This window comes from Pseudomonas sp. Marseille-P9899, from assembly GCF_903166565.1.
Classification (GTDB): domain Bacteria; phylum Pseudomonadota; class Gammaproteobacteria; order Pseudomonadales; family Pseudomonadaceae; genus Aquipseudomonas; species Aquipseudomonas huaxiensis.
On the sequence record NZ_CAESCG010000002.1, the window covers coordinates 546,579 to 566,212 of the forward strand.

The window sequence follows — 19,634 nt, forward strand, 5'->3', positions numbered from 1 at the left end:
CGACGGGGGCGGGCAGTATTACTCGCTACGGGCTGGCCGGCCAAGGGCCAGGGTCTGTTCCAGCCAGTCGATAAGCTGCGCGGTAACCTCGTCGCGGTTGGTTTCGTTGAGCAATTCATGCCGTGCCCGCGGATAGAGTCGCAGTTGCACGTGCTGGTTCCCGGACAGGCGCAGGGCGCCGGTCAGATCTTTCAGACGCTTGCCGGCACTCACCGGATCACATTCACCGCCCATGACCAGAATCGGTAGGTTCGGATCGATCTGCGCGAGGTTAGCGGGGCGGCTGATGTGTTCAAGGCCGGTGAGCAGGTCGATCCATAACCGGTTGCAGCAGCGGAAGCCGCACAGCGGATCGGCGACGTAGCGGTCGACCTCGGCGGGGTCGCGGCTGAGCCAGTCGAAGGCCGTGCGGGTCGGCTTGAACGCCTTGTTGAACGAACCGAACGACAGCCATTCGATCAGCGCGCTGCGTCCTTGCGGGCCCTGACGCCAACTTTCCAGACGAGCGATCTGCCGCGCCGCACGGTAGAGCGCCGGAGGCTGGAAGTTCGAGCCGCTGAGCACCGCGCCTTGCAGGCTGCCGCTGTGGTGCAGCAGGTACGCCTGGGCGATGTAGCTGCCCATGCTGTGACCGAACAGAAACACCGGCACGCCCGGATACTGCTGGCCGATGTGCTGATTGAGCAGACCCAGGTCGTTGACCACGGCATTCCAGCCATTTTCACGGGCGAACAGGCCGAGGGTGCCGAGTTCGGCAGTTCGGCCGTGGCCGCGCTGGTCGTGGGCGTACAGCGCGAACCCGGCACTGCTCAGCGCCTCGCCGAGGCGCTGGTAGCGGCCGGCGTGCTCGGCCATGCCGTGGGCCAGCAACACCACGGCGCGCACCGGCGTGGTCGGTAGCCATTGATGGACATAAAGGCTGCAATGATTGCTGGCCGGCAGCCAGAAGGCGTCATGGAACATGGCGGATTTCCCTGTACGGATCGCGGGTGCAGCTACTGTATAGCCTATAGCCAGCGCCTGGATCGAGCCACGCGGGGCGCTGAGATTCACACGGTCAATGACGGTCCTTGGCGTATTTGCCACCTGTGGCGGAGCTGCTAACGTCGGCAGAATGCCGTTTTGCAAGCAGGCAACCGGCCCCGTCAAAGGCTCAGGAACGAGGACAATAATAAATGCACGCCGATTTCTGGAACGACAAGCGCCCCGAGGGCGTCCCTTCGCAGATCGACATGAGCACCTATAAATCGGTGATCGAAGTGTTCGAGCGCTCCTGCAAGAAGTTCGCCGACCGTCCGGCCTTCACCAACCTGGGCGTGACCCTCACCTATGCCGAGCTGGACCGTTACTCCGCGGCTTTCGCCGGCTGGCTGCAGCAGTACACCGACTTGAAGCCGGGCGATCGCATTGCGGTGCAGATGCCCAATGTCCTGCAATACCCCATTGCCGTGTTCGGCGCGTTGCGCGCCGGGCTGATCGTGGTCAACACCAATCCGCTGTATACCGCCCGTGAGATGCGCCACCAGTTCAAGGACTCCGGCGCCCGCGCGCTGGTTTACCTGAACATGTTCGGCAAGCTGGTGCAGGAAGTGCTGCCCGATACCGGCATCGAGGTGCTGATCGAGGCGAAGATGGGCGACATGCTGCCCGCCGCCAAGGGCTGGCTGGTCAACACCGTGGTGGCCAAGGTGAAGAAGATGGTCCCGGCCTATCACTTGCCGCAGGCGTTGCCGTTCAAGCAGGTGCTGCGCCAGGGCAGGGGTCATTCGCTCAAGCCGGTGCAGTCGAACCACGAGGACATCGCGGTGCTGCAATACACCGGCGGCACCACCGGCGTGGCCAAGGGGGCGATGCTCAGCCACGGCAATCTGGTGGCGAACATGCTCCAGGTGCTGGCGTGTTTTTCGCAGATCGGTCCTGACGGGCAGAAGCTGCTCAAGGACGGCCAGGAGGTGATGATCGCGCCGTTGCCGCTGTACCACATCTATGCCTTCACCGCGAATTGCATGTGCATGATGGTCACCGGCAACCACAACGTGCTGATCACCAACCCGCGCGATATTCCCGGCTTCGTCAAGGAACTGAAGAAGTGGCGCTTCTCGGCGCTGCTGGGGCTGAACACGCTGTTCGTCGCGCTGATGGACAACCCCGATTTCAAGAACCTGGATTTCTCCGCGCTCAAGGTCACCAACTCCGGCGGCACCGCGCTGGTCAAGGCCACTGCCGAGCGCTGGGAGCAGATCACGGGCTGTCGCATTGTCGAAGGTTACGGCCTGACCGAAACCTCGCCGGTGGCCAGCACCAACCCTTACGGGCAACTGGCGCGGCTGGGCACCGTGGGCATTCCGGTGGCGGGCACGGCGTTCAAGGTCACCGATGACGACGGCAACGAGCTGCCGCTGGGTGAACGCGGCGAACTGTGCATCAAGGGGCCGCAGGTGATGAAGGGCTACTGGCAGCGTCCGGAGTCCACCGCCGAAGCGTTCGACGCCGAAGGCTGGTTCAAGACCGGCGATATTGCGGTGATCGATCCGGACGGCTTCACCCGCATTGTCGATCGCAAGAAGGACATGATCATCGTCTCGGGTTTCAACGTGTACCCGAACGAAATCGAAGACGTGATGATGGCGCACCCGAAGGTCGCCAGTTGCGCGGCCATCGGCGTGCCGGACGAGCGTTCCGGCGAGGCAGTGAAGTTGTTTGTGGTCGCGCGCGAGGGCGGCGTCAGCCTGGAAGAGCTCAAGGCCTACTGCAAAGCCAACTTCACCGGCTACAAAGTGCCCAAGCACATCGTGTTACGTGACTCGCTGCCCATGACGCCGGTGGGCAAAATTCTTCGTCGCGAGTTGCGCGAACCGGCTTGAGCAGCTACAAGCTATAAGCTGAAAGCGGCAGGATAGAGCGGTTTATCGCACTATCCTGCCGCTTGTTATTTATGGTTTTTACTTGCGCTTAGAATCTTTACTCTAAATATGACCAATGATTATTCATGAGTCATTTTAGTGACCAGTTGGGCCGCTTTAGCTCTAGGCGACCCCTGGTAAAGCTGCTACTCTCGGCGCGCTTCTGGTCAATCGGTTTGCAATAAACCGACATCAAATATCAATAATAATCGCATCGACGCGGTGAAGAATTCGCTGTGCTGGAGGAGTGGGCTTCCATGATTGAAAACTTTTGGAAGGATAAGTACCCAGCCGGGGTTGCCTCGCAAATCAATCCTGATGAGTATCCGAATATCCAAGCGGTGTTGAAGCAGTCCTGCCAGCGCTTTGCCGATAAACCGGCATTCAGCAACTTGGGCAAGACCCTGACTTACGGCGAATTGTACGAGTTGTCCGGTGCCTTTGCTGCTTATCTGCAGCAGCACACCGACCTGCAACCCGGCGACCGCATTGCCGTTCAACTGCCGAACGTTCTGCAATACCCTGTCGCGGTCTTTGGCGCCATGCGCGCCGGTCTGATCGTGGTCAACACCAACCCGCTCTACACGGCGCGGGAAATGGAACATCAATTCAACGATGCAGGCGTCAAGGCGCTGGTGTGCCTGGCGAACATGGCGCACCTGGCCGAGAAAGTCGTGCCCAAGACCCAGGTCAAGCACATCATCGTCACCGAGGTCGCCGACCTGCTGCCGCCGCTCAAGCGGCTGCTGGTCAACAGCGTGATCAAGTACGTGAAGAAGATGGTGCCGGCCTATCACCTGCCGACCGCCGTGAAGTTCAACGACGCCCTGGCCAAGGGGCGCGGCAAGTCGGTCAAGGAAGCCTCGCCTTCCCATGACGACGTTGCTGTCCTGCAATACACCGGCGGCACCACCGGCGTTGCCAAGGGCGCCATGCTGACCCACCGCAACCTGGTGGCCAACATGCTGCAGTGCAAGGCGCTGATGGGTTCGAACCTCAATGAAGGCTGCGAAATCCTCATCACCCCGCTGCCGCTCTATCACATCTACGCCTTCACCTTTCACTGCATGGCGATGATGCTGATCGGCAACCACAACATCCTGATCAGCAACCCGCGCGACCTGCCGGCGATGGTCAAGGAACTGTCGAAGTGGAAATTCAGCGGCTTCGTCGGGCTCAACACCCTGTTCGTCGCCCTGTGCAACAACGAAAGCTTCCGCGCTCTGGACTTCTCGGCGCTGAAAGTGACCTTGTCCGGTGGTATGGCCTTGCAGTTGTCGGTGGCCGAGCGCTGGAAACAGGTGACCGGTTGCGCGATCTGCGAAGGCTACGGCATGACCGAGACCAGCCCGGTCGCGTCGGTCAACCCGGCGCAGAACATCCAGGCTGGCACCATTGGCATTCCGGTGCCCTCGACCCTGTGTCGTGTGGTTGACGATGCCGGCAACGAGTTGCCGCTGGGTGAAGTGGGCGAGTTGTGCGTCAAGGGCCCGCAGGTGATGAAGGGCTACTGGCAGCGTCCGGACGCCACCGCCGAAATCCTCGATGCCGAAGGCTGGTTGAAGACGGGTGACATCGCGGTTATCCAGCCGGACGGCTACATGCGGATTGTCGATCGCAAGAAAGACATGATTCTGGTGTCCGGCTTCAACGTGTACCCCAACGAGCTGGAAGACGTCATGGCGACCCTGCCGGGTGTGCTGCAATGCGCGGCCATCGGCGTGCCGGACGAGAAATCGGGTGAGCTCATCAAGGTGTTCATCGTGGTCAAGCCGGGCGTGACCCTGACCCGCGAGCAGGTGATGGAGCACATGCGTGCCAACGTCACCGGCTACAAGGTGCCGCGCTTCGTCGAGTTCCGCGATACCTTGCCGACCACCAACGTTGGCAAGATCCTGCGGCGTGAGCTGCGGGATGAAGAGTTGAAGAAGTTGGGTCTGAAGAAGATCGCCTGATTCAAATCGGGGGCCGCTTTGCGGCCCTTCGCGAGGGTCCTTCGCGAGCAAGCTCGCTCCTACAGCATGCGTGAGGATTGTAGGAGCGAGCTTGCTCGCGAAGACGCCCGAATAATCAGCGCAATTTCTCAAGCATCTGGTAGTACCACATCCCCGCCGCCAACAGCGGATTCCCCAGCACATCGCCCAGCGGCACGCGCACATGCGAGCAGCCGGCGAAGGTGTCGAATTTCTCCAGCGTCCCGGTAATCGCCTCGGCCATGATCTCGCCCATGATGTGGCTGCTGGCAACGCCATGCCCGGAATAGCCCTGGCAGTACCAGACGTTGTCCGACAGCTTGCCCAGTTGCGGAATGCGGTTGACCACGATGCCCATGGCGCAACTCCACTGGAACTCGATCGGCACGCCTTTGAGCGCCGGGAACGTGCGCTCGATGCACGGCCGCAGTTCGCCAGCGATATCCCGTGAGTCGCGACCGGAGTAGTTGGCGCCACCGCCGAACAGCAGGCGGCCATCGGCGGTCATGCGGTAGTAATCGAGGACGAAACGGCAGTCGTACACGGCCAGATCCTGCGGGTTGATCTGCTTTGCCAGGTCGCCCAATGGCGCGGTGGTGACGATGCCGCCCATGGCCGGGAAGATCTTGCCCTTGAGCTGACCCGGTTCGAGCTTGTGGTACACGTCGCCGGCCAGCAGCACCTGCTTCGCGTTGACCCGGCCCTGGGCGGTGACCACTGCCGGATTGGCGCCATGCACGATGTCCAGCACCTCCGAATTTTCGAAGATCAGCGCGCCCAGGCTGTGGGCGGCACGGGCTTCGCCCAGGCACAGGTTGAGCGGATGCAGGTGCAGGTTGCGCAGGTTTTTCAGCGCGCCGAGGTACAGCGGCGAATCCAGGTGCTGGCGCATGCCTTCGCGGTCCAGCAACTGCACCTGATCGCCCATGCCGCGCCGCTCGGCTTCTTCGGCGAAGGCCCGCAGTTCGGCCATGTGCGACGGCTTCATCGCCGCGTGCAGGTGACCGTGCTTGAGGTCGCAGTCGATGCCGTAGCGCTGCACCCGCTGCTCGATGATCTGGTGACCGCGAAAGCGCAGGTGCCAGATGAAATCATCGACGTCATCGCCCAGTTTGCCGCGCATCTGTTTGCGCATCGCTTCACCGCCGGACAGGCTGCCGGTGCCCTGCCCGCCGTTGCGCCCGCTGGCGCCCCAGCCGATGCGGTTGGTTTCGACGATGGCGACTTTAAGACCGCGCTCGGCCAGTTCCACCGCGCTGGCAACGCCGGTGAAGCCGCCGCCGATGATCACCACATCGACCTCGACCGTGCCTTGCAGGGTCGGGTACTGGGTTGGGTCGTTGAGGCTGGCGGTGTAGTAGGACGCGGCGCGCTGCGCGGTACGCGGGTTCAAAGCTGCATTCATGATTCGGATCCTTGGCGGAAAAAGAGAAGAGGGTTCAGGCCTGGGTCAGGTACCAGCGCCAGTCCTGTTCGCCGACTTCGCCCATGAACTGGCGGTACTCCGCACGCTTGACCGCCAGGTACACGCCGAGGAACTCGGCGCCCAGGGTGTCGCGGGCCCAGGCCGAGCGTTCGAGCGCGGTGAGCGAGCTGAGCCAGTCGGTGGGCAGCAGTTCGGTAGCCTGGGCGTAGCCGTTGCCTTCCACCGGCGCGCCGGGGTCGAGCTGCAGGCGCAGGCCGTGATGGACCGCACCGAGCAGGGCGGCGGCGGCCAGATAGGGGTTGGCGTCGGCGCCGCAGATGCGGTGTTCGATATGCCGGGTCGGCGCCGGCCCGCCGGGCACGCGCAGGCTCACGGTGCGGTTGTCGATGCCCCAGGTCGGCGCCAGCGGCGCGTAGCTGTTGGCCTGGAAGCGGCGGTAGGAGTTGGCGTTGGGGCAGAACAGCAGCAGCGAATCGAGCAGCGCATCGAGCATGCCGCCCACGGCCTGGCGCAACAGCGGCGTGCCGGCCGGGTCTTCGCTGGCGAACAGGTTGTTGCCGTCAGCATCGGCCAGGCTCACATGCAGGTGCATGCCGGTGCCGGCCAAGTGGTCGAACGGCTTGGCCATGAAACAGGCCTGCATGCCGTGCTTGTGCGCCACCCCCTTGACCAGCCGCTTGTAGCGCACCGCCTGGTCCATCGCCAGCAGGGCGTCGCCGTGTTCCAGGGTGATTTCCACCTGGCCGGGGGCGTATTCCGAAATCGCGGTGCGGGCCGGAATGCCCTGGGCCTTGCAGGCGGCGTAGAGGTCAGCGAGGAAGGGTTCGATCTGTTCCAATTCACGCAGGCCATAGACCTGCGTGCTTCGCGGTCGCCCGCCGTCGGCGTCCAGCGCCGGCTGGGGTCGGCCTTGGTGGTCGCGCTTCTGGTCGAGCAGGTAGAACTCCAGTTCGCAGGCCATCACCGGGTGATAACCCTCGGCCTTGAGCGCGTCGACTACCCGCACCAGCACATGGCGAGGATCGGCGATGGTCGCCGGCAAGCCCTCGCTCGGGTGCATGCTGACCTGCACCGCTGCCGTGGGAATCTGCCGCCACGGCAGGCGCACCAGGCTGCCTTCCAGCGGATAGGCGCGGCAGTCGATATCGCCGACATCCCAGACCAGCCCGGAGTTTTCCACATCTTCGCCGTGCAGGGTCAGGCCGAGGATGGTGCTGGGCAGCGGCCGCCCGCTTTCGTAGACCGCCAGCAGTTCCTCACGGTGTAGCAGCTTGCCGCGCGGCACGCCGTTGGCGTCGAGGATAAACAGCTCGAACATCTCGATATCGGGATTGGCGGCCAGGAATGCCCGGGCCTGTTCTACAGGGGCAAAGTGCATGGGTGCTCTCGCTTGCGCCATGGCGGCGCACAGGACCGGCCGCGCAACGGCGGACGGTCATCGACAGAAAGGCCGGCGCACGGGCGCGGCCGAGGGATCGGTCAGGAGAGCGGAGTGTCTGGCGGGCGGGCGTGGCGGCAATGCCACAGCGCCCAGAAGGCGAGGATCACATTGAACAGCGGGTTTTCACCACGGCGGGCCCGCACCTTCGGGAACGAAGGGGCCTGGCTGGGACGGGGCACGGCGGCGGGTGAAGTCATGCAACGATACTCCCACGCCGTCGAAGGTTCATTAAATTGGCGTTTGTATACCTTCAGTTCGGCCGCGGCTAAACAATTGCCCGTTCCCCGTGAGCCGTGCCGAGGCGGGGCAAATCTGCGACAATCGCCGCCCAACTAAAGCCGATAAGTCCAGGCAGGGCCCACCTGCCCCTCGAAAGACCTCATGACTGACCAGAACGCCGCCATCGGGCAACTGTTGAAAAATATCGACCACGCCATGATCGCCGAGCGCCACCGCTTGCGCCGGCAACTGCACGAGCTGCGCAAGCGCCCGGACGAGGCCAAGCTCGCCCAGTGGGCCGCGAAGGTCCAGGCGTCCTGTGACCAGGCCAGTGCGCGCCTGGCCAGCATCCCGCAGATCCGCTACGACGACAGCCTGCCGATTGCCGCCAAGCGCGACGAAATCAAGAAGCTGGTGGCGGAAAACCAGGTGGTGATCATTGCCGGCGAGACCGGCTCGGGCAAAACCACCCAGTTGCCGAAGATCTGCCTGGAGCTGGGCCGTGGCCAGTTCGGCCAGATCGCTCATACCCAGCCGCGTCGTATCGCGGCGCGCAGCGTCGCCGCCCGGGTCGCCGAGGAAATGGGCACGCCGCTGGGCGCGCTGGTCGGTTACCAGGTGCGTTTCGAAGACCAGAGCGACGCCAATACCCTGGTCAAGCTGATGACCGACGGCATCCTCCTGGCCGAAACCCAGCACGACCGCTTTCTTGAGCGCTACGACACGATCATCGTCGACGAAGCCCACGAACGCAGCCTGAACATCGACTTCCTGCTGGGCTACCTGAAAACCCTGCTGCCGCGCCGTCCCGACCTGAAAGTCATCATCACTTCGGCGACCATCGACCTGGAGCGCTTCTCCAAGCACTTCAACGATGCGCCGCTGATCGAAGTGTCCGGCCGCACCTATCCGGTGGACACCTGGTACCGCCCGCTGACCAGCGAGCAAGACGAAGAGGGCAACCGCGTCGAGGACGACCTGACGGTGGACCAGGCGATTCTCGCCACCCTCGATGAAATCGCCGCCCATGAGCGCAGTGTCGGCAAGGGTCCGGGCGATGTGCTGGTGTTCCTGCCCGGCGAGCGCGAGATTCGCGACGCCGCGGAGATGCTGCGCAAGGCGCAGTTGCGCCACACCGAGATTCTGCCGCTGTATGCGCGGCTGTCGCCGGCCGAGCAGCAGCGCATTTTCCAGTCCCATCCTGGGCGTCGCGTGGTGCTGGCGACCAACGTCGCCGAGACCTCGCTGACGGTGCCGGGCATCCGTTATGTGATCGACAGCGGCACCGCGCGCATCAGCCGCTACAGCTACCGCGCCAAGGTTCAGCGCCTGCCGATCGAGGCCGTCTCCCAGGCCAGCGCCAACCAGCGTAAAGGCCGTTGCGGCCGGGTCGAGCCGGGCATTTGTGTGCGGCTGTACAGCGAAGAAGACTTCAACGCCCGACCCGCCTTCACCGATCCGGAAATCCTGCGTACCAACCTCGCTGCGGTGATCCTGCAGATGCTGCACCTGCGCCTCGGCGAGATCGACGCGTTCCCGTTTATCGAGCCGCCGGATGGCAAGGCCATCAGTGACGGCTTCAACCTGTTGCAGGAGCTCTCGGCGGTCAACCGCGAGAACCAGCTCACGCCGCTGGGCCGCCAACTGGCGCGGCTGCCGGTCGACCCGCGGCTGGGCCGCATGCTGCTCGAAGGCGCCAAGCAGGGCAGCTTGCAGGAAGTCTTGATCGTCGCCAGTGCGCTGTCGGTGCAGGATCCGCGCGAGCGGCCGCCGGAACGCCAACAGGCCGCCGACCAGGCCCATGCGCAGTGGAAAGACGCGGATTCCGACTTCGCCGGGCTGGTCAATCTCTGGCGCGGCTTCGAAGAGCAGCGCCAGGCGCTGACCGCCAGCCCGCTGCGCAACTGGTGCCGCAAGAATTTCCTCAACTACCTGCGCCTGCGTGAGTGGCGCGATGCCCACCGCCAGCTCGCGCTGATCTGCCGCGACCTGCAACTGGGGATCAACAAGGAGCCGGCGGATTTCCCGCGGCTGCACAAGGCGATCCTCTCCGGCCTGCTCAGCCAGATCGGCCACAAGGCCGAGGAAGGCGACTACCTCGGTGCGCGTCAGCGGCGGTTCTGGATTCATCCGTCCTCGGGCATCGGCAAGAAGCGTCCGCAGTGGCTGATGACTGCTGAACTGGTGGAAACCACCAAGCTGTACGCGCGCATGGTGGCGAAGATCGATTCCGACTGGATCGAACCGCTGGCCGGGCATCTGCTGAAGAAAAACCACTTCGAACCGCACTGGGAGAAAAAGCGCGGGCAGGTGGTGGCGTTCGAGCAGGTCACCCTGTACGGGCTGATCGTGGTGGGCCGGCGTGCGGTGCACTTCGGGCCGATCGATCCACAGATGTCCCGCGAGCTGTTTATCCGCGAAGGCCTGGTGGGCGGTGAAATCAACTCCCGCGCCAAGTGCCTGGCGGCCAACAAACGCCTGCTCGAAGAGCTGGACGAACTGGAAGCCAAGGCCCGTCGCCGCGACATCCTTGCCGACGAAGAAACCCTTTACGCTTTCTACGAAGAGCGGCTGCCGGCGGACATCCACCAGACCGCCACCTTCGACAGTTGGTACAAGGTCAACAGCCAGAAAGACCCGCAGTTGCTGATCATGCGCGCCGAAGACGTGCTGGCCCGCGAGGCCAGCGAAGTCACTGCCGCGCAGTACCCCGACACCCTGCGCCTGGGCGATCTGAGCCTGGCGCTGAGTTATCACTTCGAACCCAACCATCCACGCGATGGCGTCACCGTGCGGGTGCCGGCGCCGTTGCTGCCGAGCCTGCCGGGCGAGCGTCTGGAGTGGCTGGTGCCGGGGCTGCTGGAAGCCAAGTGCATCGCCCTGGTGCGCAACCTGCCCAAGGCGCTGCGCAAGAACTTCGTGCCGGTGCCGGACTTCGTCAAGGCGGCGCTGTCGCGCATGACCTTTGCCGAAGGCTCGCTGCCTCAGGCGCTGGGCCGTGAGCTGCTGCGCATGACCGGTGCGCGGGTCAGCGACGAGGCCTGGGCCGATGCGGCCGAGCAGGTGGAAAACCACCTGAAGATGAACCTGGAAGTGGTCGACGGCGAGGGCAAGTTCCTCGGCGAAGGCCGCGATCTTGCCGAGCTGACCGCGCGCTTCGCCGCCGCCAGCCAGGCCGCGCTGGCCGTGCCGCAGTCGGAAAAGACCCAGAAACCGGTGGAGGCCAAAGTCTTCGGCAAGGTCGAGCAGACTGCGCAGCAGAAGATCGCCGGGCTGTCGATGACGGTCTACCCGGCGCTGGTGGAAGAGGGCGGCACGGTCAAGGAAGGGCGTTTCTCGACTCAGGCCGAGGCCACGTTCCAGCACCGCCGCGCCTTGCAGCGCCTGCTGTTGCAGCAACTGGCCGAGCCGGCGAAGTTCCTGCGCGGCAAGCTGCCGGGGCTGACCGAACTGGGCCTGCTCTACCGCGAGCTGGGCCGGGTCGAGTCGCTGGTCGAGGACATCCTGCTGGCCAGCCTCGACAGTTGCGTGCTGGAAGGCGAAACCACCTTGCCACGGGACGGCGCCGCACTGGCCTCGCTGGCCGAGCGCAAGCGCGGTGACTGGAGCGAGCACGCCGAGCGGCTGGCGCGGCTGGTGCTGGACATCCTCAAGCTCTGGCACGGCCTGCAGAAGCGCTTCAAAGGCAAGATCGACCTGGCCCAGGCTGTGGCGCTCAACGATATCAAGCAGCAACTGGCCAACCTGGTGTATCCGGGCTTCGTCCGGGAAACCCCGGGGGTGTGGCTCAAGGAACTGCCGCGCTACCTGAAGGCGGTGGAACTGCGTCTCGAGAAACTGGGCTCGCAAGTGCAGCGAGACCGGGTGTGGAGCGGCGAGCTGAGCAACTGTTGGGCGCAGTACAAGGCCCGCGCCGACAAGCATGCCCAGGAAGGCAAGCGTGACGAGCAGTTGCAGTTGTACCGCTGGTGGCTGGAGGAATACCGCGTCTCGCTGTTCGCCCAGCAACTGGGGACCAAGGTGCCGATTTCCGACAAACGCCTGGCCAAACAGTGGAGTCAGGTGGACGCCTGATTACGCTTCCCACACTGTTCCGGGTTGTCGTCTGACAGAGGCCAACCCGGCGCAGTTGTGGCACACTTGGCGGCATTTCCCGCTGCCCCGGCGCTGGTCCGACGGGGTGGCCGACAACCAAACACTGCGTAATGCCCCTGGCGTCGGGGTCATTGCCTGTACGAGTTGGCACCTTGGTGCCAGCTCGCCGAACCGAACAGGCCGTTGCCCGGCTGGCAATGGCCCCGAACAGAGGATCGACCGTGCATAACGTCGTCATCAGCGGCACTGGCCTGTACACCCCGGCCAACAGCATTTCCAACGAAGAGCTGGTGGACTCTTTCAACGCCTACGTCACGCAGTTCAACGCCGACAACGCCGAAGCCATCGCCCGTGGTGAAGTCGAGGCCCTGGCCGAGTCCAGCGCCGCCTTCATCGAGAAGGCTTCGGGGATCAAGAGCCGCTACGTCATGGACAAGGACGGCATCCTCGACCCGCAACGCATGAGGCCGCGCCTGCCCGAGCGCAGCAACGACGAACAGTCGATTCTCTGCCAGATGGGCGTGGCCGCCGCTGAACAGGCCCTGGCCCGTGCTGGCCGGACTGCCGCCGATGTCGATGCGGTGATCGTTGCCTGTTCCAACCTGCAGCGCCCTTATCCGGCGGTCGCCATCGAAATTCAGCAAGCGCTGGGCATCAAGGGCTTCGGCTTCGACATGAACGTCGCCTGTTCCTCGGCCACCTTCGGTATCCAGGCCGCGAGCAACAGCGTGCAACTGGGCCAGGCCCGTTCGGTGCTGGTGATCAGCCCGGAAATCTGCACCGGCCACCTGAACTTCCGTGACCGCGACAGCCATTTCATCTTCGGCGACGCCGCCACCGCCGTACTGGTGGAGCGCGCCGACCTGGCGACCTCCGAGCATCAGTTCGACATCGTCAGCACCAAGCTGCTGACCCAGTTCTCCAACAACATCCGCAACAACTTCGGCTTCCTCAACCGCGCTGCGGAAGAGGGCGTCGGCGCGCCGGACAAGCTGTTCGTCCAGGAAGGCCGCAAGGTGTTCCGCGAGGTCTGCCCGATGGTCGCCGAGCTGATCGGCCAGCACCTTTCGGAAAACAACCTCAACGTCAGTGACGTCAAGCGCTTCTGGCTGCACCAGGCCAACCTGAGCATGAACCACCTGATCGTGAAGAAACTCCTGGGCCGCGATGCGCTGGAAGAAGAGGCACCGGTGATCCTCGATCGCTACGCCAACACCAGCTCGGCTGGTTCGGTGATTTCCCTGCACACCCACCAGGACGACCTGCCCAAGGGCGCGCTGGGCGTGCTCAGCTCGTTCGGTGCGGGTTACTCGATCGGCAGCGTGATTCTGCGCAAACGCTGATCTGCCGCGAGGCCGAAAAGCCAAAAACGCCCGATCCGGGTTACCGGATCGGGCGTTTTTTTATCCTGGTGTAATCTTCATGCGATGAAGGCAAAGTGCCTTTAATGGCTCGCAAAGCCCCGGAAACCGGGCGTTTTGCATATGCCTATTCGAAGTAAAAAAGTTCCCCTGTCACAAAACATTTATATAAAAGCCACTGATCTGAAATAACCCCCCGCCAAGATTCCTCCCCAGCACAAGTGGCCTAAGCCGCGTGTTTTTTCAACGTAATCAAGACCATAAACGTTAGGGGAGCTTCATCGATGATCCGTAAGCACTTCGCAGGTTTCGCAGCCAGCGCATTGGCAATGGCCGTTACCGCCCAGGCTTTCGCGGGTACCGTGACCACCGACGGCGCCGATATCGTAGTCAAGACCAAGGGCGGCCTCGAAGTCGCTACCACTGACAAGGAATTCAGCTTCAAGCTGGGCGGTCGTATCCAGGCAGACTACAGCCGATTCGACGGTTTCTACACCCGCAATGGCGACACCGCAGACGCCGGCTACTTCCGTCGTGCTTATCTGGAACTCGGCGGCGTGATGTTCACTGACTGGGCTTACCAGATCAACTACGACTTCTCGCACAACTCCGGCGGCGACAACCGCTCCGAAGATGGTTACTTCGACGAAGCGTCGCTGTCCTACAACGGCTTCAAGCCAGTCTCGATCAAGGTTGGTCGCTTCGACCCTGAGTTCGGTCTGGAAAAAGCCACCAGCTCCAAGTGGGTCACCGCGCCAGAGCGTAACGCCGCGTACGACCTGGTTGACTGGACCAACGGTCACAACGGTGGCCTTGGTATTCAGGTTTCCGGCAATGCCGGCGACTCGCTGTACGGCTCCTTCGGTGTATTCGCCAAAGACGCCGTCAACACCGCCGCCACCACCACGCCGGCGGCCCCCGCTGTCGGCGACAAAGATGGTGACAGCACCAAGCAGTTCAACCTGCGTGTCGTCTTCGCTCCGCTGCACGACACGGGCAACGTTCTGCACTTCGGTGTAAACTTGGCCCAGCGCGACCTCTCTGACACAGCGTTCGACGGTCGTATCCGCAGCCGTCTGGGCATGCGTGGCGTAAGCACCGACGGCGGCCAGGATGCCGGCGCCAACGGCAACCGTCTGACCCTGGGCGGCAACTCCAACAGCCCTGTGGGTTCCTACGACACCGACCGTGCGCTGGGTCTGGAAGCTGCCTTCGCTACCGGTCCTTTCTCGGTACAGGGCGAGTACATCAAGCGCAAAGTCGAAGCTGACGCTGCCGCTTACCAGGACATCAAGGCTGATGGTTACTACGCTCAGGTTGCCTACACCCTGACAGGCGAAGCCCGTGCCTACAAACTCGGCAAATTCGACAGCATCAAGCCTTCGAACAAGCAGATCGGTGCCTGGGAACTGTTCTACCGCTACGACCACCTGAGCGTCGACGATGACAATGGCACCTTCGCCAACATCAGCGACATCGAAGCCAAGGTGCACAACCTGGGTCTGAACTGGTACGCCAACGAGTCGATCAAGCTCAGCGGTACCTACGTAAAAGCCAAGGTCGACAACGCCCAGAACGTCAATGGCGACGACGACGGCGACGGTTTCGTACTGCGCGCGCAATACGTGTTCTAAGCAGCAACGCTCCTTCATCCGTTAAATTTCAGCCCCACTTCGGTGGGGCTTTTTTTTGACGAGCAGTGGCAAGTGACAAGCCTCAAGTTGCAAGAAAGGGCAGATCGTGTCGCGGCTTTCTCTTGCAGCTTGCAGCTTGCAGCTTGCAGCTCGCGACCGGCACACTTCACCCCATGCCGATCCTGACCCTGAATCACCTCGCCGATCTCGACGCCGCCACCTGGGATGCCTTGCTTCCCGGTGACCAGCCGTTCCTGCGCCATGCCTTCCTCACCAGTCTGGAAGACAGCGGCAGTGTCAGCCCGCGCACCGGCTGGACGCCGTCCCATCGCATCCTCAGCGCCGCCGACGGCCAGCTTCTGGCAGCCATGCCGGCCTACGTCAAAACCCACTCCTTCGGTGAATACGTGTTCGATCACGGCTGGGCCGATGCCTGCGAGCGGGCCGGTATCGGTTATTACCCGAAGCTGCTCTGCGCCGTGCCGTTCTCGCCGGTGGGCGGGTCGCGCCTGCTGGGGCCGCCCGAGGCGCTGGCCGGTTTGCTCGATGAGGTCGAGGAATCGTTGCTGCAGCAGGGCCTGTCCAGCCTGCATGTGAATTTCACCGATGATGCCAGCGACGACGCCTTGCGCCACCGCGACGGCTGGCTGGAGCGCCTCGGTTGCCAGTTCCACTGGCGCAATCAGGGCTACCGCGACTTCCAGGACTTCCTCGACGCCCTCAGCTCGCGCAAGCGCAAGCAGATGCGCAAGGAACGCGAGCAGGTGGCGGGGCAGGGCATCGAGTTTCGCTGGTACCGCGGCGCTGAGTTGAACGAGGCGCAGTGGGACTTCGTCTTCGCCTGTTACGCCAACACCTACGCGGTGCGCCGACGCGCGCCGTACCTCACACGCACTTTCTTCAGCCTGCTGGCCGAGCGCATGCCCGACGCCATTCGGGTGGTGATGGCGGTGCAGGGCGGGCGTGAGGTGGCGATGGCGTTCAGCCTGGTTGCGGGCGACAGTTTCTATGGCCGCTACTGGGGGTGCCTGGCCGAGTTCGACCGGCTGCATTTCGAAACCTGTTTCTACCAGGGCATGGACTACGCCATCGCCGAAGGGCTGCAACGCTTCGATGCCGGCGCCCAAGGCGAGCACAAGCTGATTCGCGGGTTTGAACCGGTAATCACCCGTTCCTGGCATTCCCTGCTGCATCCCGGCCTGCGCTCGGCCGTGGATGATTTCCTGCGCCAGGAGCGTGTCGGGGTGCTGGCCTACGCCGAGGAAGCCCGTTCAGCCTTGCCGTATCGGCAGGGCTGAACGAAGCAGGGCGTCAATCGACGCCGACGAAACCGCCGGTCTGGTGATGCCACAACCGCGCATACAAGCCTTGATGTGCGAGCAGCTCGGCATGGCTGCCCATCTCGGCGATGCGGCCTTTTTCCAGGACCACCAGGCGGTCCATCCGGGCGATGGTCGAGAGGCGGTGGGCGATGGCGATTACGGTCTTGCCTTCCATCAGGGTTTCCAGGCTTTCCTGGATTGCCGCCTCGACTTCCGAGTCCAGCGCCGAGGTCGCCTCGTCCATGATCAGGATCGGCGCGTTCTTCAGCAGCACGCGGGCAATGGCGATGCGCTGGCGCTGACCGCCGGAGAGCTTGACGCCGCGCTCGCCGACATGGGCATCGAAGCCGGTGCGGCCCTGGGCATCGGTCAGTTCCGGGATGAACTCGTCGGCTCGCGCCCCGCGTACTGCGGCCCATAGTTCTTCATCGGTAGCGTCGGGCTTGCCGTAGAGCAGGTTGTCGCGGATCGAGCGGTGCAGCAGCGAGGTGTCCTGGGTGATCATGCCGATCTGCCCGCGCAGGCTGGACTGGGTGACCTGGGCAATGTCCTGGTCATCGATGAGGATGCGCCCGCTTTCGAGGTCGTACAGCCGCAGCAGCAGGTTGACCAGGGTCGATTTGCCGGCGCCGGACGGCCCGATCAGGCCGATCTTCTCGCCGGGGCGGATGTCCAGGTTGAGGTCGCTGATGATCCTGCTGCCCTTGCCGTAATGGAAATCGACGTGCTCGAAACGCACCGCGCCACGCTCCACCTTCAGCGCCGGCGCGCCGGGGTGGTCGGTGATGCTGACCGGCTGGGAGATGCTCTGCAGGCCGTCCTGGACCATGCCGATGTTTTCGAAGATGCCGTTGACCACCCACATGATCCAGCCGCTCATGTTGACGATGCGGATTACCAGGCCGGTGGCCAGGGCGATGGCGCCGGCGCTGATCAGCGACTGGGTCCAGAGCCACAGGGCCAGGCCCGTGGTGCTGACGATCAGCAGGCCGTTCAGGCTGGTGATGACCACGTCCATGCTGGTGATGACTCGGCTGGCCAGTTGGGTCTTTTCGGTCTGCTCGCGGATCGCTTCGCGGGCGTACTGCTGCTCGAAGTCGGTGTGGGCGAACAGCTTGAGGGTGGCGATGTTGGTGTAGCCGTCGACGATGCGCCCCATCAGCTTGGAACGAGCATCGGAAGACACCACCGAACGTTCCTTCACCCGCGGCACGAAGTAATAGAGCGCGGCGATGTAGCAGGCGATCCAGGTGATCAGCGGCAACATCAGCCGCCAGTCGGCCTCGGCGAACAGCACCAGCGAACTGATGGCGTAGATCGACACATGCCAGAGCGCGTCCATGGCCTGCACCAGCGAATCGCGCAGCGAGTTGCCGGTTTGCATGATGCGCTGGGCGATGCGCCCGGCGAAGTCGCTCTGGAAGAAATTCAGGCTCTGCTTGAGCACATGGGTGTGGTTTTGCCAGCGGATCATGCTGGTCATGCCGGGGCTGATGGCCTGGTGCACCAGCAGGTCGTGCAGGCCGACGAACAGCGGCCGGAGAATCAGCGCCACCACCAGCATCCAGGTCAGCTCGCCAGCGTGTTCACTGAACAGGTTGACGTTGGGCGTGCCCTGGGCGAGGTCGATGATCCGGCTCAGGTAGCTGAACAGCGCCACCTCGATCAGGGCCACGATCAGGCCCAACACCATCAGTACCGCAAAACTTGGCCAGACCTGGCGCAGGTAATACAGGTAGAAGGGCAGGACCGTGGTCGGCGGCGCCGCGGTGGGCGCCTCGCGGAAGATGTCGATCAACTGCTCGAAACGACGGAACAGCATGTAGAAGGTCACTCCTGTTTGAGGGCCAAGCGCGCCGCCCGTGGGTCACATCCCTGTGACACTACGATCAATCGATACGCTTGGCCGATTTGATGTACACCGGATCAGCGGGTACATCGCGCATGCCTCTTTTGCTGGTGGTGGGCGAATTGACGATCACATCGACCACGTCCATGCCCTTGGTCACTTTGCCGAACACCGCGTAGCCGGCGTCGCGGCCGGGATCGAGCATGGCATTGTCGACCACGTTGATGAAGAACTGGCTGGTCGCCGAGTTCGGGTTGGAGGTCCGCGCCATGGACAGCGTGCCACGGGCGTTGTGCAGGCCGTTGCTGGCTTCGTTGCGGATCGGGTCCTTGGTAGGTTTCTGTACCATCTGGTCGGTGAAGCCGCCGCCCTGGACCATGAAGCCCGGAATCACGCGGTGGAACACCGTGTTGTTGTAGAAGCCGCTGTCGACGTACTCCAGGAAGTTCTTGGTGCTGATCGGAGCCTTTTCCGCGTTCAGTTCGATTTCGATCTGGCCGACGCTGGTGTCCATCAGCACATGAGGATTCTTTTCCGCTGCCATCAGGCTGCTGGCGAAGGCGACCGAGCAGGCGGTCATGAGGATTTTCTTCAGCATGAACTCAATGATCCTTGAGAGGTGGTTGGCGCCGCAGCGAGAAACTGCAGCAGGGTCTGGTTGAAATGTTGGGGCTGGTCCAGCGGCGTAGCGTGCCGTGAATCGGCGATGACCGCCAGTCGTGCGCCGGGAATCAGGCCGACGTAACGCTCCTTGAGCGCCACCGGGGTGTAGTCGTGGTCCGCGCTGATGACCAGGGTAGGACAGTCGATCCGCCCGAGGCGTTCCTCCACGCCCCAGCCGACGATGGCGTCGAAACTGGCGAGGTAGGCACGTTTGTCGTTTTTCGCCCAGCGTTCGGCCATCTTGCGCCGCAGGTCGGCCTGCTCGGGTTTGGGGAACAACCGCGCGGCCAGGCCCTTGCCGATGGTCCCGAGGCTCAGGACCCGGGCCAGGGTCCAGCGCTTGGCCCACTGCCAGTAATCGTCGCGGCTGCGCACTTTCACTTCCGGCGCGCTGTTGACGATGGTCAGGCTGCGCAGCCAGCCGGGATGGTCCACGGCAAACTGGAAACCGACCATGCCGCCCATGGACAGGCCCACCAAGTGCACCGGGCCGGTGTGCAGGTGTTCCAGCAGGGCCATCAGGTCGGCGCTGAAACCGGCGATGCTGTAGGCCTCGCGGGGTTTGTCGGAACGGCCGTGGCCGCGCAGGTCGAGGAGGATCACGCGGTAATCGGCGGCCAGCACCGGCACCTGGAATTCCCAGTCCTGGCAACTGGAGCCGAGGCCGTGCAGCAGAACCAGGGGTTCGCCCTGGCCATATTCTTCGTAGTGCAGTGTGCAACCTTCATGTTCGAAGTAGGCCATGGGC

13 protein-coding genes are annotated in these 19,634 nt (G+C 63.3%); 6 read left to right on the forward strand and 7 right to left on the reverse strand.

Going from position 1 to position 19,634, the window contains the following annotated elements:
* Positions 1-18: 18 nt before the first annotated feature.
* A complete protein-coding gene (locus tag HWV67_RS11845) occupies positions 19-963 on the reverse strand; it encodes an alpha/beta hydrolase (RefSeq protein WP_175651359.1) in 945 nt (314 codons plus the stop codon).
* Positions 964-1,175: 212 nt separating this feature from the next.
* Here HWV67_RS11845 and fadD2 point away from each other — a divergent pair, with 212 nt between their 5' ends.
* Together fadD2 and fadD1 are read left to right on the forward strand one after the other, a co-directional pair.
* Complete coding sequence (fadD2, locus tag HWV67_RS11850) at positions 1,176-2,864, forward strand: long-chain-fatty-acid--CoA ligase FadD2 (RefSeq protein WP_175651360.1); 1,689 nt, start codon at positions 1,176-1,178, stop codon at positions 2,862-2,864.
* A gap of 296 nt (positions 2,865-3,160) precedes the next feature.
* A complete protein-coding gene (gene fadD1 / locus HWV67_RS11855; RefSeq protein WP_175651361.1) occupies positions 3,161-4,858 on the forward strand; it encodes a long-chain-fatty-acid--CoA ligase FadD1 in 1,698 nt (565 codons plus the stop codon).
* Between the two features lie 115 nt (positions 4,859-4,973).
* On the opposite strand, the gene HWV67_RS11860 is transcribed toward fadD1, so the two are convergent.
* The 3 genes from HWV67_RS11860 to HWV67_RS11870 all read right to left on the reverse strand — a co-directional run bounded on the left by HWV67_RS11860 (position 4,974) and on the right by HWV67_RS11870 (position 7,940).
* Positions 4,974-6,281, reverse strand: coding sequence for an NAD(P)/FAD-dependent oxidoreductase (locus tag HWV67_RS11860; RefSeq protein ID WP_175651362.1), 1,308 nt, complete (start codon positions 6,279-6,281; stop codon positions 4,974-4,976).
* A 34-nt stretch (positions 6,282-6,315) separates the two neighbouring features.
* Entirely contained in the window at positions 6,316-7,680 is a 1,365-nt protein-coding gene (locus HWV67_RS11865; protein WP_175651363.1) for a glutamine synthetase family protein, read from the reverse strand.
* 101 nt (positions 7,681-7,781) lie between these two features.
* Positions 7,782-7,940 (reverse strand): hypothetical protein, encoded by a 159-nt coding sequence (locus tag HWV67_RS11870; RefSeq protein WP_175651364.1) that lies wholly within the window; start codon positions 7,938-7,940, stop codon positions 7,782-7,784.
* A gap of 184 nt (positions 7,941-8,124) precedes the next feature.
* On the opposite strand from HWV67_RS11870, the gene hrpA reads away from it, so the two are divergent.
* The 4 genes from hrpA to HWV67_RS11890 all read left to right on the forward strand — a co-directional run bounded on the left by hrpA (position 8,125) and on the right by HWV67_RS11890 (position 16,350).
* The gene (gene hrpA, locus HWV67_RS11875) at positions 8,125-12,036 is read left to right on the forward strand and encodes an ATP-dependent RNA helicase HrpA (protein ID WP_175651365.1); all 3,912 of its coding nucleotides are present in this window, start codon (positions 8,125-8,127) and stop codon (positions 12,034-12,036) included.
* Positions 12,037-12,278: 242 nt separating this feature from the next.
* The gene (locus HWV67_RS11880) at positions 12,279-13,400 is read left to right on the forward strand and encodes a beta-ketoacyl-ACP synthase III (RefSeq protein WP_095153874.1); all 1,122 of its coding nucleotides are present in this window, start codon (positions 12,279-12,281) and stop codon (positions 13,398-13,400) included.
* 302 nt (positions 13,401-13,702) lie between these two features.
* On the forward strand, positions 13,703-15,052 hold the full coding sequence (locus HWV67_RS11885) for an OprO/OprP family phosphate-selective porin (RefSeq protein ID WP_175651366.1): 1,350 nt from the start codon (positions 13,703-13,705) through the stop codon (positions 15,050-15,052).
* Positions 15,053-15,225: 173 nt separating this feature from the next.
* The gene (locus HWV67_RS11890) at positions 15,226-16,350 is read left to right on the forward strand and encodes a GNAT family N-acetyltransferase (protein WP_175651367.1); all 1,125 of its coding nucleotides are present in this window, start codon (positions 15,226-15,228) and stop codon (positions 16,348-16,350) included.
* Positions 16,351-16,363: 13 nt separating this feature from the next.
* On the opposite strand, the gene HWV67_RS11895 is transcribed toward HWV67_RS11890, so the two are convergent.
* The 3 genes from HWV67_RS11895 to HWV67_RS11905 form a co-directional block, all read right to left on the reverse strand.
* Positions 16,364-18,196 carry an ABC transporter ATP-binding protein gene (locus tag HWV67_RS11895; protein ID WP_175651368.1) on the reverse strand — a complete coding sequence of 611 codons (1,833 nt, stop codon included), beginning with the start codon at positions 18,194-18,196 and terminating at the stop codon, positions 16,364-16,366.
* A 67-nt stretch (positions 18,197-18,263) separates the two neighbouring features.
* Entirely contained in the window at positions 18,264-18,821 is a 558-nt protein-coding gene (locus HWV67_RS11900) for a peptidylprolyl isomerase (RefSeq protein WP_110968553.1), read from the reverse strand.
* On the reverse strand, positions 18,815-19,630 hold the full coding sequence (locus tag HWV67_RS11905; protein WP_175651369.1) for an alpha/beta fold hydrolase: 816 nt from the start codon (positions 19,628-19,630) through the stop codon (positions 18,815-18,817). Before HWV67_RS11905 ends, HWV67_RS11900 begins: the two co-directional genes overlap by 7 nt.
* Positions 19,631-19,634 lie beyond the last annotated feature (4 nt).